Annotated in this window: 15 protein-coding genes; 7 read left to right on the top strand and 8 right to left on the bottom strand. The window is 47.6% G+C overall.

Features of this window, described 5'->3' with window-relative positions; genetic code table 11:
- Nucleotides 1-8: 8 nt before the first annotated feature.
- The gene (locus G5S52_RS09220) at nt 9-1,064 is read right to left on the bottom strand and encodes a TRAP transporter substrate-binding protein (RefSeq protein WP_165012966.1); all 1,056 of its coding nucleotides are present in this window, start codon (nt 1,062-1,064) and stop codon (nt 9-11) included.
- A 232-nt stretch (nt 1,065-1,296) separates the two neighbouring features.
- Between G5S52_RS09220 and G5S52_RS09215 the strand changes: the two genes are divergently transcribed.
- The 4 genes from G5S52_RS09215 to G5S52_RS09200 all read left to right on the top strand — a co-directional run bounded on the left by G5S52_RS09215 (nt 1,297) and on the right by G5S52_RS09200 (nt 4,997).
- Nucleotides 1,297-2,667 (top strand): cache domain-containing protein, encoded by a 1,371-nt coding sequence (locus tag G5S52_RS09215; RefSeq protein WP_368737464.1) that lies wholly within the window; start codon nt 1,297-1,299, stop codon nt 2,665-2,667.
- 35 nt (nt 2,668-2,702) lie between these two features.
- On the top strand, nt 2,703-3,353 hold the full coding sequence (locus G5S52_RS09210) for a response regulator (RefSeq protein WP_002539317.1): 651 nt from the start codon (nt 2,703-2,705) through the stop codon (nt 3,351-3,353).
- 181 nt (nt 3,354-3,534) lie between these two features.
- A complete protein-coding gene (locus G5S52_RS09205) occupies nt 3,535-4,224 on the top strand; it encodes a hypothetical protein (RefSeq protein WP_165012964.1) in 690 nt (229 codons plus the stop codon).
- Between the two features lie 32 nt (nt 4,225-4,256).
- Nucleotides 4,257-4,997 carry an SDR family NAD(P)-dependent oxidoreductase gene (locus tag G5S52_RS09200; RefSeq protein WP_165012962.1) on the top strand — a complete coding sequence of 247 codons (741 nt, stop codon included), beginning with the start codon at nt 4,257-4,259 and terminating at the stop codon, nt 4,995-4,997.
- A gap of 63 nt (nt 4,998-5,060) precedes the next feature.
- Here the strand turns inward: G5S52_RS09200 and G5S52_RS09195 are convergent, their stop codons facing one another.
- Together G5S52_RS09195 and G5S52_RS09190 are read right to left on the bottom strand one after the other, a co-directional pair.
- A complete protein-coding gene (locus G5S52_RS09195; protein ID WP_165012960.1) occupies nt 5,061-7,148 on the bottom strand; it encodes a VIT and vWA domain-containing protein in 2,088 nt (695 codons plus the stop codon).
- Nucleotides 7,149-7,268: 120 nt separating this feature from the next.
- Nucleotides 7,269-8,033: a helix-turn-helix domain-containing protein gene (locus G5S52_RS09190; RefSeq protein WP_165012958.1), complete on the bottom strand. Its 765-nt coding sequence runs from the start codon at nt 8,031-8,033 to the stop codon at nt 7,269-7,271.
- A 503-nt stretch (nt 8,034-8,536) separates the two neighbouring features.
- On the opposite strand from G5S52_RS09190, the gene G5S52_RS09185 reads away from it, so the two are divergent.
- Complete coding sequence (locus tag G5S52_RS09185) at nt 8,537-10,981, top strand: calcium-binding protein (protein ID WP_165012956.1); 2,445 nt, start codon at nt 8,537-8,539, stop codon at nt 10,979-10,981.
- A gap of 43 nt (nt 10,982-11,024) precedes the next feature.
- Here G5S52_RS09185 and G5S52_RS24455 read toward each other — a convergent pair whose 3' ends face one another.
- Both G5S52_RS24455 and G5S52_RS09180 read right to left on the bottom strand, forming a co-directional pair.
- On the bottom strand, nt 11,025-11,309 hold the full coding sequence (locus tag G5S52_RS24455) for a substrate-binding domain-containing protein (protein WP_438590717.1): 285 nt from the start codon (nt 11,307-11,309) through the stop codon (nt 11,025-11,027).
- Nucleotides 11,300-11,911 carry a LysR family transcriptional regulator gene (locus G5S52_RS09180; protein WP_438590716.1) on the bottom strand — a complete coding sequence of 204 codons (612 nt, stop codon included), beginning with the start codon at nt 11,909-11,911 and terminating at the stop codon, nt 11,300-11,302. Before G5S52_RS09180 ends, G5S52_RS24455 begins: the two co-directional genes overlap by 10 nt.
- Before the next feature lie 153 nt (nt 11,912-12,064).
- Between G5S52_RS09180 and ppk2 the strand changes: the two genes are divergently transcribed.
- A complete protein-coding gene (ppk2, locus tag G5S52_RS09175; RefSeq protein ID WP_165012954.1) occupies nt 12,065-12,937 on the top strand; it encodes a polyphosphate kinase 2 in 873 nt (290 codons plus the stop codon).
- A 14-nt stretch (nt 12,938-12,951) separates the two neighbouring features.
- The gene (locus G5S52_RS09170) at nt 12,952-13,236 is read left to right on the top strand and encodes a hypothetical protein (RefSeq protein ID WP_165012952.1); all 285 of its coding nucleotides are present in this window, start codon (nt 12,952-12,954) and stop codon (nt 13,234-13,236) included.
- A 273-nt stretch (nt 13,237-13,509) separates the two neighbouring features.
- Here the strand turns inward: G5S52_RS09170 and G5S52_RS09165 are convergent, their stop codons facing one another.
- The 3 genes from G5S52_RS09165 to G5S52_RS09155 all read right to left on the bottom strand — a co-directional run bounded on the left by G5S52_RS09165 (nt 13,510) and on the right by G5S52_RS09155 (nt 16,140).
- A complete protein-coding gene (locus tag G5S52_RS09165; protein WP_165012950.1) occupies nt 13,510-14,088 on the bottom strand; it encodes a hypothetical protein in 579 nt (192 codons plus the stop codon).
- Nucleotides 14,089-14,100: 12 nt separating this feature from the next.
- Complete coding sequence (locus G5S52_RS09160) at nt 14,101-14,727, bottom strand: hypothetical protein (RefSeq protein WP_165012948.1); 627 nt, start codon at nt 14,725-14,727, stop codon at nt 14,101-14,103.
- Between the two features lie 369 nt (nt 14,728-15,096).
- Entirely contained in the window at nt 15,097-16,140 is a 1,044-nt protein-coding gene (locus G5S52_RS09155) for a GMP reductase (RefSeq protein WP_165012946.1), read from the bottom strand.
- Between the last annotated feature and the right edge of the window lie 316 nt (nt 16,141-16,456).

Here is a 16,456-nt window from a genome sequence, read left to right as displayed (position 1 = left end):
ACAGCCTGTTATTGACCGCGCGGCAGGAACCCTTTCGATTCCCAAATCTGGTAGTTCTTACGGAAGTCAGACATGTCAGCCCATACTTTTGCGAAGTAAGGGTCTTTCTTCTGCTCTTCCACCACTTCCAGCCAGGTAGATTCAAACAAATTCAGCATTTCGTCATTCCAGTAGCGGAGCTCAACACCCTGCTCCTGCGCTTTTTGCATGGCTTCAAACTGCATCGCTTCACCTTCGGCAATCGAGTTCGTCATTGAAGCCAGGCATAGTGTTTCTACAGCAGATTGCTGATCTTCATCCATCTTGTTCCAGGTGTCTTTGTTGATCAGGAGTTCAAACATGGTGGCCTGCTGGTGCCAGCCTGGGAAGTAGTTGTACTTAACGATCTTGTGGAAGCCCAAACGCTGATCAATAGCTGGCTGGGAGAACTCACTCGCGTCAATGGCACCTTTTTCCAGTGCACCGAAGATCTCGCCACCCGGAAGTTGAACCGTGCCGACACCGAGTTTCTCCATGACCTGACCACCGAGGCCAAAGAAGCGCATCGTCAGGCCTTTTAAGTCTTCAGGCTTCTCGATAGGTTTTTTGAACCAACCTGATGTTTCAGGTGAAATGATCGCACAAGGCAAGACTTTCACGTTGTACCCCGCCTCGTCATACATGCCTTGATACAGTTTCAGACCGTTGCCGTAGAACATCCACGCCATATATTCCGGTGCTTCAGGACCAAAAGGCACAGCGGAGAACAAAGCCGCTGCCGGCATTTTCCCTTGCCAGTAGCCTGCAGTCGCGTACCCGGAATTCACTTTACCGCTGGATACCGCATCAAGAATTTCCAGTGGCGCCACCAGCTTACCCGGCTCGTACACTTTCATTTTGATGGTATTGCCCGACACAGGCTGAATGCGTTCGGAGACCCACTTAATTGGGGTGCCAAGCGCTGGTAAATGAGTGCCGAAAGCAATAGGCGTTTTTAGCAATACTTTGTCAGCCAGCGCTGAGCCTGAGAAACAAAGTGTTGCTAAAGCGATTGCCTTCATAGGGGTCGAGATTGACGTTTTCATTGTCCACTCCTTGGTGCGCAGCTTCACTATTTAGGATGTATAAAAATGCTGCATGTAGGGTTGAGGTTTAGAGCACATTGACGCTGTTAAAAAGTTGTTACCATCTAGACTATGCCTGCAACAAATAAAAAAATATCAGGTAGAAAACGGACTTAGCGTCCATAGCATTGCGTAATCGCTGTACGTAGTTATACGTAGCAAAGCGATTTTTTACGAAGCTGACGGAGTGATAGTGACAAAGTTATCAGGCATGATGATGCCGCTCAGGATGAAATTGCTGGTGCTGGCAATGCTTCCTTTGCTCTTGATGTTTGGTCTGATTATCGGGCTGGTGGTCATTCAGTCAGATAGTCTGTCTAAGAATCAGGCCAATCTCATCCGCTCGGAAACGCTGGCGTCCAAAAAACAAGAATTGCTGAAATACGTAGAACTCGCTCGCGCATCTATTTCTCCGGTTTATGATGCCGCTGGCGAAAATGATGAAGATGCGAAACAGCAAGTCATCGATATTTTGAATAACCTCACATACGGCGAGGATGGCTATTTCTTCGCATACACCTACGATGGCACTAACCTTGTGCTTCCCTATCAACCGGAACTCGTCGGCCAAAACATATGGGAAGTAGAAGACGCTCGAGGCTTTAAACTCCTTCAGGCACTGATCCACACCGCCCAACAAGGTGGCGGCTTTGTGGATTACTACTGGCACAAACCTTCCCGTAAAGAGCAAGTTAAAAAGCTCAGCTACGCCATTGGGCTCGATAAGTGGGGCTGGATGGTGGGAACCGGTGTGTATATCGATGACATCGAGATTCAGGTCGAATCTGTTCACAGCAAAATTGACGAAACCATCAGCAAAACCTTTATCGGTCTGGGGATTGCGTTGGTGATCACCATTGGCATCATGGCAAGCCTTGCCACCAGCATCCACATCAATGCCCGGGAACTGGCCGACCAAAAGCTGCAAGCTCTTAACCGTCAGTTGATTGAATCACAGGAAGAAGAACGCACCCGTGTCGCCAGGGAACTGCATGATGGTATTAACCAGATTCTGGTGTCAGTGAAATACCGCCTCGATAACATCAAAGAAGCCAGAACCGACAAAGAACGGGAACAGAATATCGCATTAGGCCAATCGACTCTCAACGAAGCCGTTCGCGAGCTTCGTCGAATATCCAAAGACCTACGTCCTGCATTGCTTGATGACTTGGGGCTATTGGTGGCATTGGAAGATCTCGCCAAAGAAGTCTCGCAGCGCTCTGGTATGACAGTGTTGTTTGAGCATCATCTGGACATGAGAAATATGTCTAAATCGGCTGAAATTACCCTATTCCGTGTTGCTCAGGAAGCGCTTCACAACGCAGAAAAACATGCTAGAGCGAAAGCGGTAGACATGATTTTGCAGGAAGAAGAAGGTGAAATCGTGCTCACCGTCGCTGATGACGGCATCGGATTCGAAGAACATAAAGTGTCGAACACCAGCCAGTCGATGGGCTTAAAAAATATGCGGGAGCGCATCGAAAACCTCGATGGCACTTTCTCTATCAGTAGCTTGCATGATCAGGGGACGGAAGTGCGGGCAATTGTGCCCATTGCTATATAGACGCAGAAAGGATTTAAGAGTCATAAGGAGAAATCATGACCACGCTATTACTTGCAGACGATCATGTCCTGCTGCAGGACGGACTGATGGAACGCTTATCCAAGCAGCCTCAGTTCACCATTATTGGTGCCGCAAGTGACGGTGAATCTGCCATTGAACAGTCTCTGGCTTTACGACCTGACATCCTGCTTACCGACATTTCCATGCCGAAAAAAACCGGTTTGGAGGTATTGAGTGAACTGAGGGAGAAAGCCCCGGAAATCAAGGTTGTGATCCTCAGCATGCACAACAACAAAGAGTACATTGTCTCTGCCATGCGTGGCGGTGCGAAAGGTTATGTCCTGAAAGACGTCTCATCACAAGAGCTGGTGCAGGCGCTCGACATCATTGCTGGCGGCGGATCTTACTTCAGTGCAGGCGTTTCTGAAACGCTCATGGAAAGCATGAGCCAAATGGAAAACAGAGAACACGAAGACAACGTCCCTACCCCACGGGAAAAAGATGTGTTGGTGCTCATCGCCAATGGCGCTTGCAATAAAACCATCGCCCGAGAATTAAACATCAGCGTGCGCACGGTGGAAACCCATCGACTACGGGTGAAGAAAAAGCTGGGCGTAACCTCCACAGCCGGACTGGTCAAATACGCTATTGAGCAAGGCTGGGTCAAAGGAGAAACCGAGCATTAATGATTCATCAGGACAATCCCAACAGCCTTTGGCATAGGTATATTTAATATCCGACTAAATTGCTAATAACACGCAGATTCTTTGATGGTTTTCCCTCTCACTTTTTGACTAAAGCTAACGAATTTCCTGCCGAAAAAAGTAATCTATAGAAACTTATTGAACTGAATGATGGAGGGTTGTTATGGATCAAGAACAATTCCCTATCCCTGAATATCCCAAACTCGGTTTCAAAGGGGTGTCGTTTCAGTCTCTTAATCAACAAGCGCCAAGTTATGTCACCACCGCAAAATGGTACGCGAGACTCATGATCTCTGCGGCTTTTATGCTGTTTGCAGTGATCACGACCCTTTCCTGTTACTACTTCGGTCTCACCACCGACGTATTCTTCATCGCAACCCTGATTGGCACCCTGTTTATCTATATGATTTCAATGCCAGTACTGACGAAGGCGTATGTCACGTCGGAACGGGTCATGAAGAAAATGAAGAGGAAGAAACGTCAGTTTTACCTACGTTCGCTAGCGAATACCCCTATCAATGACCGCCTTGAGGTCGCCAATGGCATTTGGGATGCGTTACGCAGTGAAGAGTGGTCATTGTGCGTCAGTTACGCGCACACGGCAGACCGCACAAGAACGGTTTATTGTTGCCAACAAATCGGAAAAATCGCCTCGGATTTGACCCATACTGCGCCAGATGTTTTTAGCGATGCTATGCTTAAAACAATGAATAATCAAAGAGGTAGCGTACGGTATTTCTTTGACATTCTCATCATGCTTGGCGAACAACAGTTCCATGAAGAACATGAAGCGGACAAACATGTTCGCACCACACAGCGGATAATGGTGGACGATATTTTCACGCACCGCTAGCCAGGCAACACCCACGCAGAACCGGAGCGCGCATGAAAATAGTCCTCGTCACTGGCGGCAGCAGCGGTATTGGTCTTCAAACAGTTCTTTCCTACCATCAGTCGGGCTACAAGGTTATTACCTGTTCCAGAAACGAAGAAAAATGGAATCAGGCACTGGCAAAGTATCCGGAACTCTCTGCGGTAGATTACCTGCCTTTAGATTTAAAAGACGTTCATCAAGTTGACCGGTTCTTCGGCTACATTCGCGAGAACTACGGACATATTGATATCGCTGTTAACAACGCCTCGCCAGTGATTGAGTCGCGTGGAGACTACGCCAGTCTGCCCATTGATTCACTCTACAGCACTATGATCAGCGATTATTGGGTGCCTGCGCTTTGCCTGCGTTACGAGCTTCCTTTGATGCGGGAAGGTGCCTGCATCATCAATGTCAGTTCAGTAAACGGCATTCGTCCCACGCCAAATGCCGCTATGTATTCCGGCACCAAGCATGGCCTTGAAGGAATGACACGTTCTGTCGCGGTGGAGGCAATCCGCAAAGGGATTCGCGTCAACAGTGTCGCGCCGGGCGTCACCTGGACGCCTCGCTGGGAGCAAAAGCAGCAAGAAATGGGAACCTCTTTAAAAGAGACTGTCGAAAGTCAGGTGCCGTGCCAGCGCTTTGCCGAACCTCAAGAAATTGCCGATGCGATTATCTGGCTGAGTTCAGACAAAGCGAAGTACATTGTGGGACACACTCTGGTTATCGACGGCGGATTGAGCCTGACTTAAACATCAAAGAACAAAACAAAGAGGCTGCATCTGCAGCCTCTTTTCGTTTCATTAGCTCTGCTTTTATTGGCTCGTTTTTCTTACCATCACCAAACGGCCGACACCTAACAGGACCATGCTCAACAAGACCAAGATGTTCATACTACCGCCACTGCTGCCACCGCCGGAATGGGTCGGTGCCGGTTGGGTAAACATGGGCTGATTGTTATCCGCTCGGGTTGGTTCGACGGGTTTATTCTTTTTCACCTCACGGGCACTTTGCTCTTTGAGAACTCGCGTCTGGTTCTTACGTTCTATGCCCAGTTGTTGGAAGACCTCTTCTTCCACAACCAGCAGCGAGGTGTAATCAGTCAGCAAACCATATTCCAGTGCGATGTCTTCGATAGCCTGCTCTTTGTCGCCGTCTTTTTGCTCCAGATAATCCATTTGCTCCTGTAAGTCGCGAATCGCTGAAAACGCCCACATTCTCTCAAGCTCAGGATGCACAGTTGCAGAATCAGGCAACATCACTTTGGTACGGTATTCACGTGACTCACCGGCAATATCCATAGTGAGCTTGATATCAGCTTCACCGCCTTTGAAGTAATGTCCGAATACAGTCAGTTGTTCCCCGCGATACAGGCTGCTGATTTGCTCCGGCGTCAGATCTTTAATTTTCACACCGTCAATATCGAGTTGGACGTTCCGATACGCCTGATGCGTTAACTTACTGGTGATGTTCATCAAGTGGCCGATAATGTCATCCGCGTTAGATACTGACGTTGCCACGCCGTTCGACAACTTGGTCATCGGCACTAGCAGCGGCGTGTTGGCACTATTGCCCATGATGAAGGTAAACAGTCGCACATCGTGCTTTTCCATCAAATCGAAGAAGCGGCGCTTTTCCGTCACACCTACGTTTGCTACCCCGTCGGTGACCAACACAATCCCGGTCGGACGGTCGTCATCCAGTTTGCGGATTGCAGCCGACATGCCTTCATAGAGATTAGTGCCGTTATTGGGTTCAACCTGCTCAACGGACTGCAGTGCTTTGTTCACATTCGCAGGGTTAGCCGCCACAAAGCCACCAGTGAGATCGTAGGTATTACTGTCAAACATCACGACGCGGAATCTGTCTTCAGACGGCAACTTCCCTAATCCCTGACGGACACCTTCCACCAGTGTGGAATACTTGCCGGACATGGAGCCTGACTTATCCAGAACGAACACCCAATCACGTCCTTGCGTTACGCGGGTCAGGTCGTCACCTGGCGTGAATGTCAGCTTCACCGTACCGCGTTTCGAGTTTTCTGGGTCGCGGTAGGCCACCATATCAACACGGCCGGGTAAACCATCCTGCAAGCGCCAGTAGAAAACCATATCCTGATCCAGTCGCATTGAAGTATTTACCGCTTGCTGTGTCTCCCCTTCTTGCACCGCATTGGCAATATGATTGCTGATATTTGCCTTCCACGTTGTGTGTTCACCATCCGCTTCTTGCGTTATCACCGCTGACGGATGCGCTGGCAACCGGACACCATCAACAGGATATGACGAACGCAGTGTCACATTGAACGAAAAGTCCTGCTCCACTTTGTCATTGCGCGTCCAAAAGCTACTTTTGGCTTCATCCACCCCCCCTTCTTCCAAGGGATAAACATAACGCCCAATACCGTGATCCAGCAAAGCGTCCTGCATATATACCAGCTTCACTTTTACGCTCTGCTGAGGCTGCACCGGGTACACCCTCATATCGAAGGTTCTGTACTCGTCTTTTTCCGTCAGCGCAGTGGCATTGCCTTGCGCTTTTTGGTCATCGTAAATCTTGCGGGCTTTCTCTTTAGAGACCGCTTCCGCAATCACGGGCGAGCCGTTAATCCAATAGATAAACTCCCCGACTACCGCCTTTTGCGGGACAGGGAAGGAATACAGGGCTTCCAGCTCAACATTGTTTGGGTTGTAGAACGTCTGTTCTATCGAGGTGGTGGCGTAGCCATCCTGAATGGCGACATCAACATGGTGTGATTCAATTTGGAGATCTTGGTATTGGCTGTTAACGGGTTTAAGTAGCCCTGCAGCCAACACCTTTGATGAAAACGCTGCGACGAGCGCAGTGACAACAAACATGCCCCAGACGGCAATGCGTGAAATTAGTTTCGGTCGGTTCAGCATGATAGCCTCCTTTACCTTCTGTCATCGGAGAGTCGTTCTCCCGTTGCTCAGTAGGTTGCATGAAGGCATCGGTGCCACCAAGCGTGGCAGGCAAAGTGGCAGATTGTGGTACGAGGAGTATTACCCAGCGCGACTTTTTTCTGAACCGGCTTCGTTTTCAAATTCATCAAATAGCGGAAATGTCCATCGACGCATCGCAATCACCATGGAAGTACCGTGGCGCTCCTGCATAGATAAATCACTGTCGCTGTTGCACGACTCATAGAACTCTTTCACCAAACGCTGAATGCGCTGCTGAAATTTGTAATTGGTTGGAAGAGACATCAACCCGGTCGACATCACCAGCTTTTCATCGTCTTTGGAAAAGTGAGTGCGGAAAAAGGTTTTAATCACCTGTTGCTGGAAGAACTGCTGAATCGGACCGCCCGCAATCCAAGAGAAGGAGGGAGATATTTTAAGCTTGATGCGGTTTCCCGGCATCAGCTCGATCACCTTGATGCGGTCAAGGTGCGCCAGCTTTTGGATCAACTGAGGTTCACTCAGGTTATATTGGCTCAAGATCTGCTCGAAACGGTAACCATTGGTAATACATACTGCCACCAGCAACAGAGCTTTATCGGCCACTAACTGCTCTTCCTGTTCCCAAGTCAGCGAAGAAAGGTTCTGGCTTTCCTCTTCAGCGAGCTTAAATAGCGCGGTCATTTCTAAATCAATTAAATTGCACACCGCGGACAAACGTTCAAGGCTCATGCTACCGCCGTTGGAAAAAAGCCGTTTTACTGACCCTTCACTCAGACCGAGCGCTTTGGCGACATCCTGGTAGTTCACGCCCCGTGATTTTAATTGTTTTTTAAGCGCTTGAATGACCTGATCACACTCTGACATTGTTTCCTCCTTGATAACTCAACAACGTTAAGCGCATTCAAGATAAAAGCCAAGCGCATGTCCACTTGGGGGTGCAAAGAAATTCCCATAAAAGAGAAGGTTTTCTGTATATAAGCATATGCAACTTTAAGATTCTCTAATTTTCATACTAATTTAATCCTTACTGTTTTTGCCTGAACCGCTTCTATTGCCGAACAAAGAAGAAACTGCGCAACCTTGAAAAGCGCCAACCGAAATCCCCCTCTTTCTCTATGGTTATAACTATATTCAGGCGAAGTTTTCATCATCTCCAATTCACCAAAGCATTTAGCGCATCCCTCCTTTCCCATACTTTTATCAGTAGTTTTTTGTCATCACTTTATTAGCATTCGCTAATTTTACTCCTGCCCGCCCAACCAGCAGAGAGAAAAATCGCACGCCAACTGTCATATTGGGCGACAAACATGGCATCAAAACTCATAAAAATACCGATGCAACATCCTGAAGGACAAAGGAGCAAGTAAATGGCGAACATTATCAATGGAACAAATGGCGACGACATTATTATTGGTACTAACGACTCAGAAGAAATCTATGGTCATGATGGCGATGACTTTATTCGAGCTGATGATGGTACTGACTATGTAGATGGCGGCGCAGGTAACGACACCATCGTGGGTGGCAAGGATGACGACGAACTACATGGTGGTGACGGTGATGATATTGTTCGCGGTGGCTTCGCCAACGACTTTCTCTACGGTGAAGAAGGAAATGACCGTTTAGAAGGCAACGAAGGTGATGATGTACTGTATGGCGGTAACGGGAACGATTTCCTTTATGGTCAAGAAGGCAGCGATATCTTGCACGGTGAAAATGGCGATGACCGCCTGTTCGGTGGTGATAGCAATGATGTGCTTTATGGCGGTGCAGACAACGACATTCTGTTCGGTGACGCTGGAGATGATGAGCTCAACGGTGGCACGGGGAATGATGTACTTTGGGGTGGTGACGGCCACGACCTTCAACGCGGCGGAGAAGGTGATGACCAACTCTGGGGCGACAGCGGCAACGACACCCAATGGGCAGGCTTAGGCAACGACTTGCTGGCTGGCGGTGATGGCGACGATGCTATGTATGGTGGTGATGGCGACGACATGTTGTTCGGTCAGGCTGGTAACGACTACATGCATGGCGGTGAAGGTAACGACAAACTCGAAGGCTTCACCGGCGATGACACTCTCATCGGCGGTAATGGCGACGATGACCTTTGGGCAGGTGATGACAACGACACCATCGAAGGTGGCAACGGCAATGATGTGATTTCCGGTGGTTGCGACGACGACACCATTAATGGTGGTTCTGGTCATGACGTAATTTACGGTGACACCATCAATCTGTTGGTGAACGGTAACTTCGAAGCTTGGGGAGATAACGTCGGCAACGAATTTGAGCGAGTCAGCAACAGTGAACTCGTTGGCTGGCAAGCTGTAGGCAGCAACGCGGTTGAAATGCAGCAAGGCCAGCTTGCTGGAGCACCAAAGAACTCAGAGACCAATACCGTCATGGAACTGGACATGGCGCAAGGTAAAACGGTCGAACAGACTGTCAATGTTAGCTACCTCACGGTTGAAAGCGCCGCAGAATTCTCCTTCTCCTTTGACTACGGCAACCGCATCAAAGGCGACAATTACCAAACCAGTGGATTCAAAGTCACTATCACCGATCAAGACGGTGAAGTTGTCTATGACATTTACCTGCAAAATCGCATTCAAAATGGCATTTACCAATCTCACGATGCGACGTTTGCCGTTTCACCTGACACGACTAGCCTCACCGTAAGCTTTGGTGGTATTGGCGAGGCTGATGGCTACGGCGCGCTGATTGACAACGTGGTGCTTAATCATGTCAGCGATTGTGACGGTGATGATGTGATCAACGGTGGTTATGGCGCGGACGAAATCTACGGCAATGGTGGTAACGACACCATCAATGGCGAAGTCGGCACCGACTACATCGATGGCGGTTTAGGTAATGACACCATCAGCGGTGGCGATCATAACGACTACCTTCATGGTAATGCGGGCGACGATACCATCAATGGCGATAACGGCAACGACGTTATCTTCGGCGACAGCGGAAACGACATGCTGCTCGGCGGTGAGGGTAATGACACCATTCACGGCGGTGCGGACAACGACATCATTAAAGGTGATGGCGGCGACGACCAAATCCAGGGTGGCTTAGGTGACGATGGTATCTGGGGTGGCGACGGCAATGACTATATCCAAGGTGGTCATGGTAACGACTACGGCGACGGTGGTTGGGGCGATGACTACTTCCACGGTGGTGCCGGTGACGATAACTTTGGTGGCGCGCGCGGTAACGACAGGATTATCGGCGGTGAAGGTAACGACACCCTGCGCGGAAGCCTGGGCGATGACCGTATCTTCGGTGGCACTGGCAACGACATCATTGATGGTGGCGCTGATAATGACGAAATTGATGGTGGTGAAGGTGCTGATAACATTAAAGGCGGCACTGGCGACGACATCATTCGCGGTCAGAACGGCAATGACTATTTAGGTGGCAATGACGGTAACGACACCATCTGGGCGGGTGCTGGGCATGACATCCTAATGGGCGGTCTTGGTCACGATAAACTCGCTGGACAAGATGGTAACGACCGTATCATGGGTCACAATGGTGATGACTACCTGATTGGTGGTTTGGGCAAGGATGTCTTCGTCTTCCGTAATAATGACGGTCACGACACCATTCAAGACTTTAACCGTTTCCAAGATACCATTGAGATCGACAGTTCTCTGGTCACACGCTTCAGTCAAATCAATACAGAACAGGTTGGTGCATCCACAGTGATCACCTTCGATGGCGACAACACCGTCATCACACTGAAGCAGTTTGATGCGAATCATGTCACCGTAGACATGTTCGATTTCACCACCATCTAACTGTGTCTAACACGCCCCAAAAAGCCGCATCATGCGGCTTTTTTTATCCTCGCGAAAAGGCCAAAAGCCGTTCAACAAATAGGTTAACAGGTGCACTCCCCTTTCTTCCTGCCAACCGGATCACAGAGATCGGACGCCTTGTGTCCTCCACATTCAGCTTGATGCGTTTCAATGTGCCTCTTTCCACTTCTTCACCCACAGTTGCTGATGGCACAATCGCCACGCCGACTTCTGCTTCAACGGCTTTTTTCAGCGTGTAGATATTGTTGTGCGTCATACGGATATCCACATTAACCTTGTGATTCCCTAACAACGCATCTATCGCCACCCGGGTCGGATCCCTTCCCCAAAGGCAATAAAAGGCTCTTGCTCAAGTTGGGATAAAGAAATGGACTTTTTATGGGAGAGCCGGTGTTTATTTCCGGTAATTAAAACCAATTGATCTTCAGAAAAAGGAATCGCCTCGATGGTGGGTCTATTTTGCGGATAGGCAACAATGCCGACATCGATTTTTTCTTTTTGAATATCCTCATAAATTTCTTCGCTGTGACGATATTCAAGGTGTACCCGAATATTAGGAAACGTCTTCATAAATGAAGCGAGGAAATCCCCCAATTCGTACATGCCCACACTGTGTATTGCCGCCACACGAACATGCCCTTCCATCACACCTTGATGGTAATGAGACCGAACCTTGATGTTCTCGCACAGCCGCAGGATCTCTTTCACGTCTTCCAGAATCAGCAAGCCTTCCGGCGTCAACTGCGTGGTTTGTGAGGTACGTGAAAGCAACTGCTGGCCAAGCGCATGCTCCAGTTTCTTGATATGCACACTAACGGCAGGCTGACTGATGTGGTTCAGCTTAGCCACTTTCACAAAGCTCAACTCCCGCGCTAATTCATTGAAAAGCTTCAGTTGGGTTAAGTTCATGGCAATAATTTTTAGTTATTAAAGTCATAGATTAATAACATTTATTTACACCAAGCCGTCATGCATAATTAACCTAACTGACATATTTCTCAATATATAGACAAAAGGAGTTGCTGGCTATTTCAGCAACAAACCCAAGAAGGAGTGGAAAATATGACGCAGCATCAAAACATGCATCAAACCCAACATGCCAGCCCGGGTATCGAAGTGAATAACAGCCACTCTTTCCAATACGACCTGAATAAAAAAATGAAAAACCTTGCATGGAATGCCGACGGCAAATACCCCTACAGCAAAAAAATGAACGTGGTGGAGTATGAGAAAAATAAGCATGAACTTCAGATCGAACTGCTGAAAATGCAGGGCTGGGTAAAAGACACCAACCAGCGCATTGTCATCGTGTTTGAAGGCCGCGACGCAGCGGGTAAAGGCGGCACCATCAAACGCTTTATGGAGCACCTCAACCCCCGTGGGGCGCATGTGATTGCATTGGAAAAACCCAATGCCCGAGAACGCAACCAATGGTACTTCCAACGTTACATTAAACACCTCCCAACCAAGGGCGAAATCATCTTGTTTGACCGCTCCTGGTATAACCGCGCTGGCGTTGAAAAGGTGATGGGTTTTTGTGACGACAACGAGTACCTCGAATTTCTACGACAGGCTCCGGAGCTAGAGCGCATGCTCACCAACAGTGGTATCAAGCTATTCAAGTATTGGTTCTCCGTGAGTCAGGAAGAACAGTTCCACCGATTCAAATCACGTAAAAATGACCCGCTTAAACAATGGAAATTGAGTCCGGTAGACTTGGCCTCGCTTTCCAAGTGGGATGACTACAGCAAAGCCAAAGACACCATGATGTTCCATACCCACACCAAAGACGCTCCATGGACAGTGGTTCTTTCCGATGACAAGAAACGCGGACGCCTCAACTGTATGCGTCATTTCCTCAGCCAACTCGATTACCCCGGCAAAGATATGGATGTCGTGAATCGTTTGGATTCACAAATTGTTAAAGCGCCTTAAGAAAAGGAATAAAGATGAGTAAGAAAGTCAGTGTCGCCAAATTAAAGCTCAAGGTTCAGCAACGCTCAGAAGAAGCCAAACAGGCATCAGAATCGACCTCTGCCGCACAAGCCGCGGTGAAACACGCGGTAGAAAAACTTCACGCAGCGGAAAAAAGTGAAAGCAGAACAGGGAAAAAACTGAAAGAGGCGAAAAAGGCGTTAAAAGCCGCCCAATCGCTAGAAGTTGCCCAAAAGCAGGCTTCTAAGAAATCTGCGATCAAAAAAGCCAAAAAGATCAGCAAAAAGAAGAAAGGTTAACGCCAACTTCAAAGCAAAACGCCACTTCATCAGAAGTGGCGTTTTTGGTTTTGGACTCTTCGACAAATTTTTGGCTTTGAACCTGCGGGGTTTGGCTTTTAGTTCCAGTGCGTTTTTGGACAAGAATGAGTTGGTGACTGTGTTTATAACCACCGAATTCGGATAAGTTGAGTTAGGGATAATCTAACTCATTACGGTCGGCTAGATCGTGTATATTCAAGATTAAATATCATCAACAGACATTGAAAACTTCTCAACCTGTGAAGCACCTTTCTAGACCTTTTCATTAGCATTATTAACAACCCGATTGAGAATATCAGGGACAAATCTTTCGCTGAATCCAGCTATGAAGCCCCAAACAATCGCTTTAGCATAATCTTGTGCTTTGTCGGGGCTCCAATCTTGCAGAAAAGTTTGGAACTCATTGCATCCAGCGTCATTCTCGCATGCAAATGTTGGGAAGAATGGGCCAGTGATGATTTGACCCGCAAACAAAACATAAAGCACAGTAGCGGAAATTGCTCCTACGAGCGGTGGGATTGACGAATAGGCAATTAGATAGCCATTTATGTCTTTCATTAGCTCTTTATACCGCCCGAGGGGGAATACTGAAGATGAGGAATATATTCGGTTTAAAGCACTAACAAAGGCGCCCAGCACTCCAGCAAGAACAACCACTGGTAAAATTGATAATAACTTTTGACCAGTTGTTCCTGAAAAGATAAGGGCACCCGCAACCAAAACAGTAATAACGGAAGTAGCAAGAAACAACCACATGACAATTGCTCTGTGTGCATCAAGGTCGAATTTGGTTATTTCTTCGTTGGAGCTACCATTGTTGTCTGTTCCCATCCTAAACCTATCCTATAAGCCTTTGAAGAGTATTGTGTATCTGACTGAATTCCCTAGTTTAGACTCGCCAAGAAGTTCAAAATACCTTTCGTTGGGTTTTTTAGGGTTCATCAAAAGAACGCCAAAAGGCATGTTTGCCTCCAATTCAATATCTTTGTACGTGTCTTTATCGTGGGTCACTATAAACGACTTACCAGCTTTTAGTTCATCACTGTCAATTTGAATGACATCACCATCCACTATATTTTTCTTTCTCACATCGACGGTTAACGTCCAAGTGCTCGGTCTTGACCAGACATCAAAAGTGCCCCATGCGGCGGTTTCAGAATGATTAACATTTCTTACTTGATTGAAACTACAAGATGCACCACCATCACAGTTAAGTTTTACGCCAACGATAATGTATTTCGCCGGATCGACACTGTAGTCAATTCGATAAGCCGTTCTTGTAGGTTCTCCTTTGCAATCACTTTCACAATGGTGATCACCCGTTTTTATACTTTGAGTTTTTGTCTCCACTGGTCCAAGTGAAATTGCTGATTTAATCCCATTTACTGAGTAGGTTATCTTCGGCTCAGATTCCGCAAAGCTAGATTGTGAAGCGAATAGTACAACTGCAAATAATAAGAGGTTTTTCATAGCAACTCTCCAAGAATTAAAAACATTTGGATTTTGAAAACTATTTCTACTACTTACTTTTGAGATAGATTCCGCTTTTAATCAATATAAAATAGAGACCATATTATATGGGTGAATTATGTATTCAGAATTAGGAAAAGTATGGTAAGCGTAGGCTTCTTAATGCTGTGCTAGAAATGAGACTAGCTTAAAAAGGGGCAAGAACGTGCTAGAGCAGATCGGCCTAGCACGAAAAGAGGCAATTCCAAACCAGCATCAACTCCAAAATACAAAAACGCCTCTTTTGGCTTGCCTTTCATTCGAAGGCGTGGCTCAAAAAGAGGCGTTTTCAAATTATGCTTGTTTTAGCGGTTTCGCTATGCGAACAACTTACTCTTTACCGAATACGTTGTTTTCTTGTTCCTGTACGCGGATGAAAGTCGTGCGCTTAGTCAGTTCTTTCAGTTGCGCCGCACCTACGTAAGTACAGGTTGAACGCACACCACCCAGAATATCTGCAATGCTGTTGTGAACTGAACCGCGGAAAGGAAGCATAACAGTCTTACCCTCTGCTGCACGGTATTTCGCCACGCCGCCAGAGTGCTTGTCCATCGCTGATTGTGAAGACATGCCGTAGAATTTCATGAACGACTTACCGTCTTGTTCAATCACTTCGCCGCCGCTTTCTTCGTGGCCTGCCAGCATACCGCCCAGCATGACGAAATCTGCACCGCCACCGAACGCTTTTGCAACGTCACCAGCACAGGCACAACCGCCGTCACCGACAATACGGCCGCCAAGACCGTGCGCTGCATCCGCACACTCAATGATGGCAGACAGTTGTGGGTAACCCACACCGGTTTTCACGCGGGTTGTACAAACAGAACCTGGGCCAATGCCTACTTTCACGATATCTGCACCCGCCAGGATAAGCTCTTCAACCATGTCACCGGTCACTACGTTACCTGCGCTGATCACTTTGTCTGGGAACTCAGCACGTACTTTCTCAACGTACTCAACCAGGTGCTCTGAGTAGCCGTTAGCGATATCGATACAGATGAAGATCAGCTCATCTGACAGAGCCATGATTTCCTGGGTTTTTACGAAATCAGCTTCAGACGTACCGGTAGATACCATCACATTGTTCAGCACTTTCGCATCTGCACCAGCGACAAACGCTGCCCAGTCTTCAACCGTGTAATGTTTGTGAACTGCTGTCATACAGCCGTGTTCAGCCAGTGCTTTCGCCATATCAAATGAACCTACAGAGTCCATGTTTGCAGCGATAACAGGAACACCAGACCATTGACGGCCACTGTGCTTGAAGGTAAACTCGCGGGTTAATTCAACTTGAGAACGGCTTTTTAGGGTAGAACGTTTCGGGCGAAACAGTACATCTTTGAAACCCAACTTCAAGTCTTGTTCGATACGCATTTGTCTTTCCTTACATCATTTAGACAATGTGCCCTTTCGGACAGATTGCTTTCCCACGTATGAATCAATTGGCAGATTGTTCATTACGTAACCAGAAAGCAGGCACAAAAAAACCGGAGCGTTGGCAGACGCTCCGGTTTTCAGCATTATAGGCACAGAAATTTTTCAGGCAAGTCTGATATTTATAATTTTTTGTGATACCTTTTGACAGATTACAACCTCGAAAAACTGCTTTTTCCCTCTTAATCATCACGCCAGATTTTCAATCTATCCTACTGATATAAAAAGAAAAACCGCGCATTCCTTATCGAAACAC

Origin of the sequence: Grimontia sedimenti, from assembly GCF_011045095.1 — a bacterium.
Lineage (GTDB): Bacteria > Pseudomonadota > Gammaproteobacteria > Enterobacterales > Vibrionaceae > Enterovibrio > Enterovibrio sedimenti.
This window is presented reverse-complemented; position numbering and strand designations above follow the sequence as displayed.

Bases quoted from the DNA above. Each gene is read 5' to 3' on its own strand.
- G5S52_RS09160 (WP_165012948.1), bottom strand. From the start codon at position 14,727: ATGAAAAACCTCTTATTATTTGCAGTTGTACTATTCGCTTCACAATCT.
- G5S52_RS09190 (WP_165012958.1), bottom strand. From the start codon at position 8,033: ATGTCAGAGTGTGATCAGGTCATTCAAGCGCTTAAAAAACAATTAAAA.
- G5S52_RS09180 (WP_438590716.1), bottom strand. From the start codon at position 11,911: ATGAACTTAACCCAACTGAAGCTTTTCAATGAATTAGCGCGGGAGTTG.
- G5S52_RS09205 (WP_165012964.1), top strand. From the start codon at position 3,535: ATGGATCAAGAACAATTCCCTATCCCTGAATATCCCAAACTCGGTTTC.
- G5S52_RS09170 (WP_165012952.1), top strand. From the start codon at position 12,952: ATGAGTAAGAAAGTCAGTGTCGCCAAATTAAAGCTCAAGGTTCAGCAA.
- G5S52_RS09155 (WP_165012946.1), bottom strand. From the start codon at position 16,140: ATGCGTATCGAACAAGACTTGAAGTTGGGTTTCAAAGATGTACTGTTT.
- G5S52_RS09185 (WP_165012956.1), top strand. From the start codon at position 8,537: ATGGCGAACATTATCAATGGAACAAATGGCGACGACATTATTATTGGT.
- ppk2 (WP_165012954.1), top strand. From the start codon at position 12,065: ATGACGCAGCATCAAAACATGCATCAAACCCAACATGCCAGCCCGGGT.
- G5S52_RS09220 (WP_165012966.1), bottom strand. From the start codon at position 1,064: ATGAAAACGTCAATCTCGACCCCTATGAAGGCAATCGCTTTAGCAACA.
- G5S52_RS09195 (WP_165012960.1), bottom strand. From the start codon at position 7,148: ATGCTGAACCGACCGAAACTAATTTCACGCATTGCCGTCTGGGGCATG.
- G5S52_RS09165 (WP_165012950.1), bottom strand. From the start codon at position 14,088: ATGGGAACAGACAACAATGGTAGCTCCAACGAAGAAATAACCAAATTC.
- G5S52_RS09210 (WP_002539317.1), top strand. From the start codon at position 2,703: ATGACCACGCTATTACTTGCAGACGATCATGTCCTGCTGCAGGACGGA.
- G5S52_RS09200 (WP_165012962.1), top strand. From the start codon at position 4,257: ATGAAAATAGTCCTCGTCACTGGCGGCAGCAGCGGTATTGGTCTTCAA.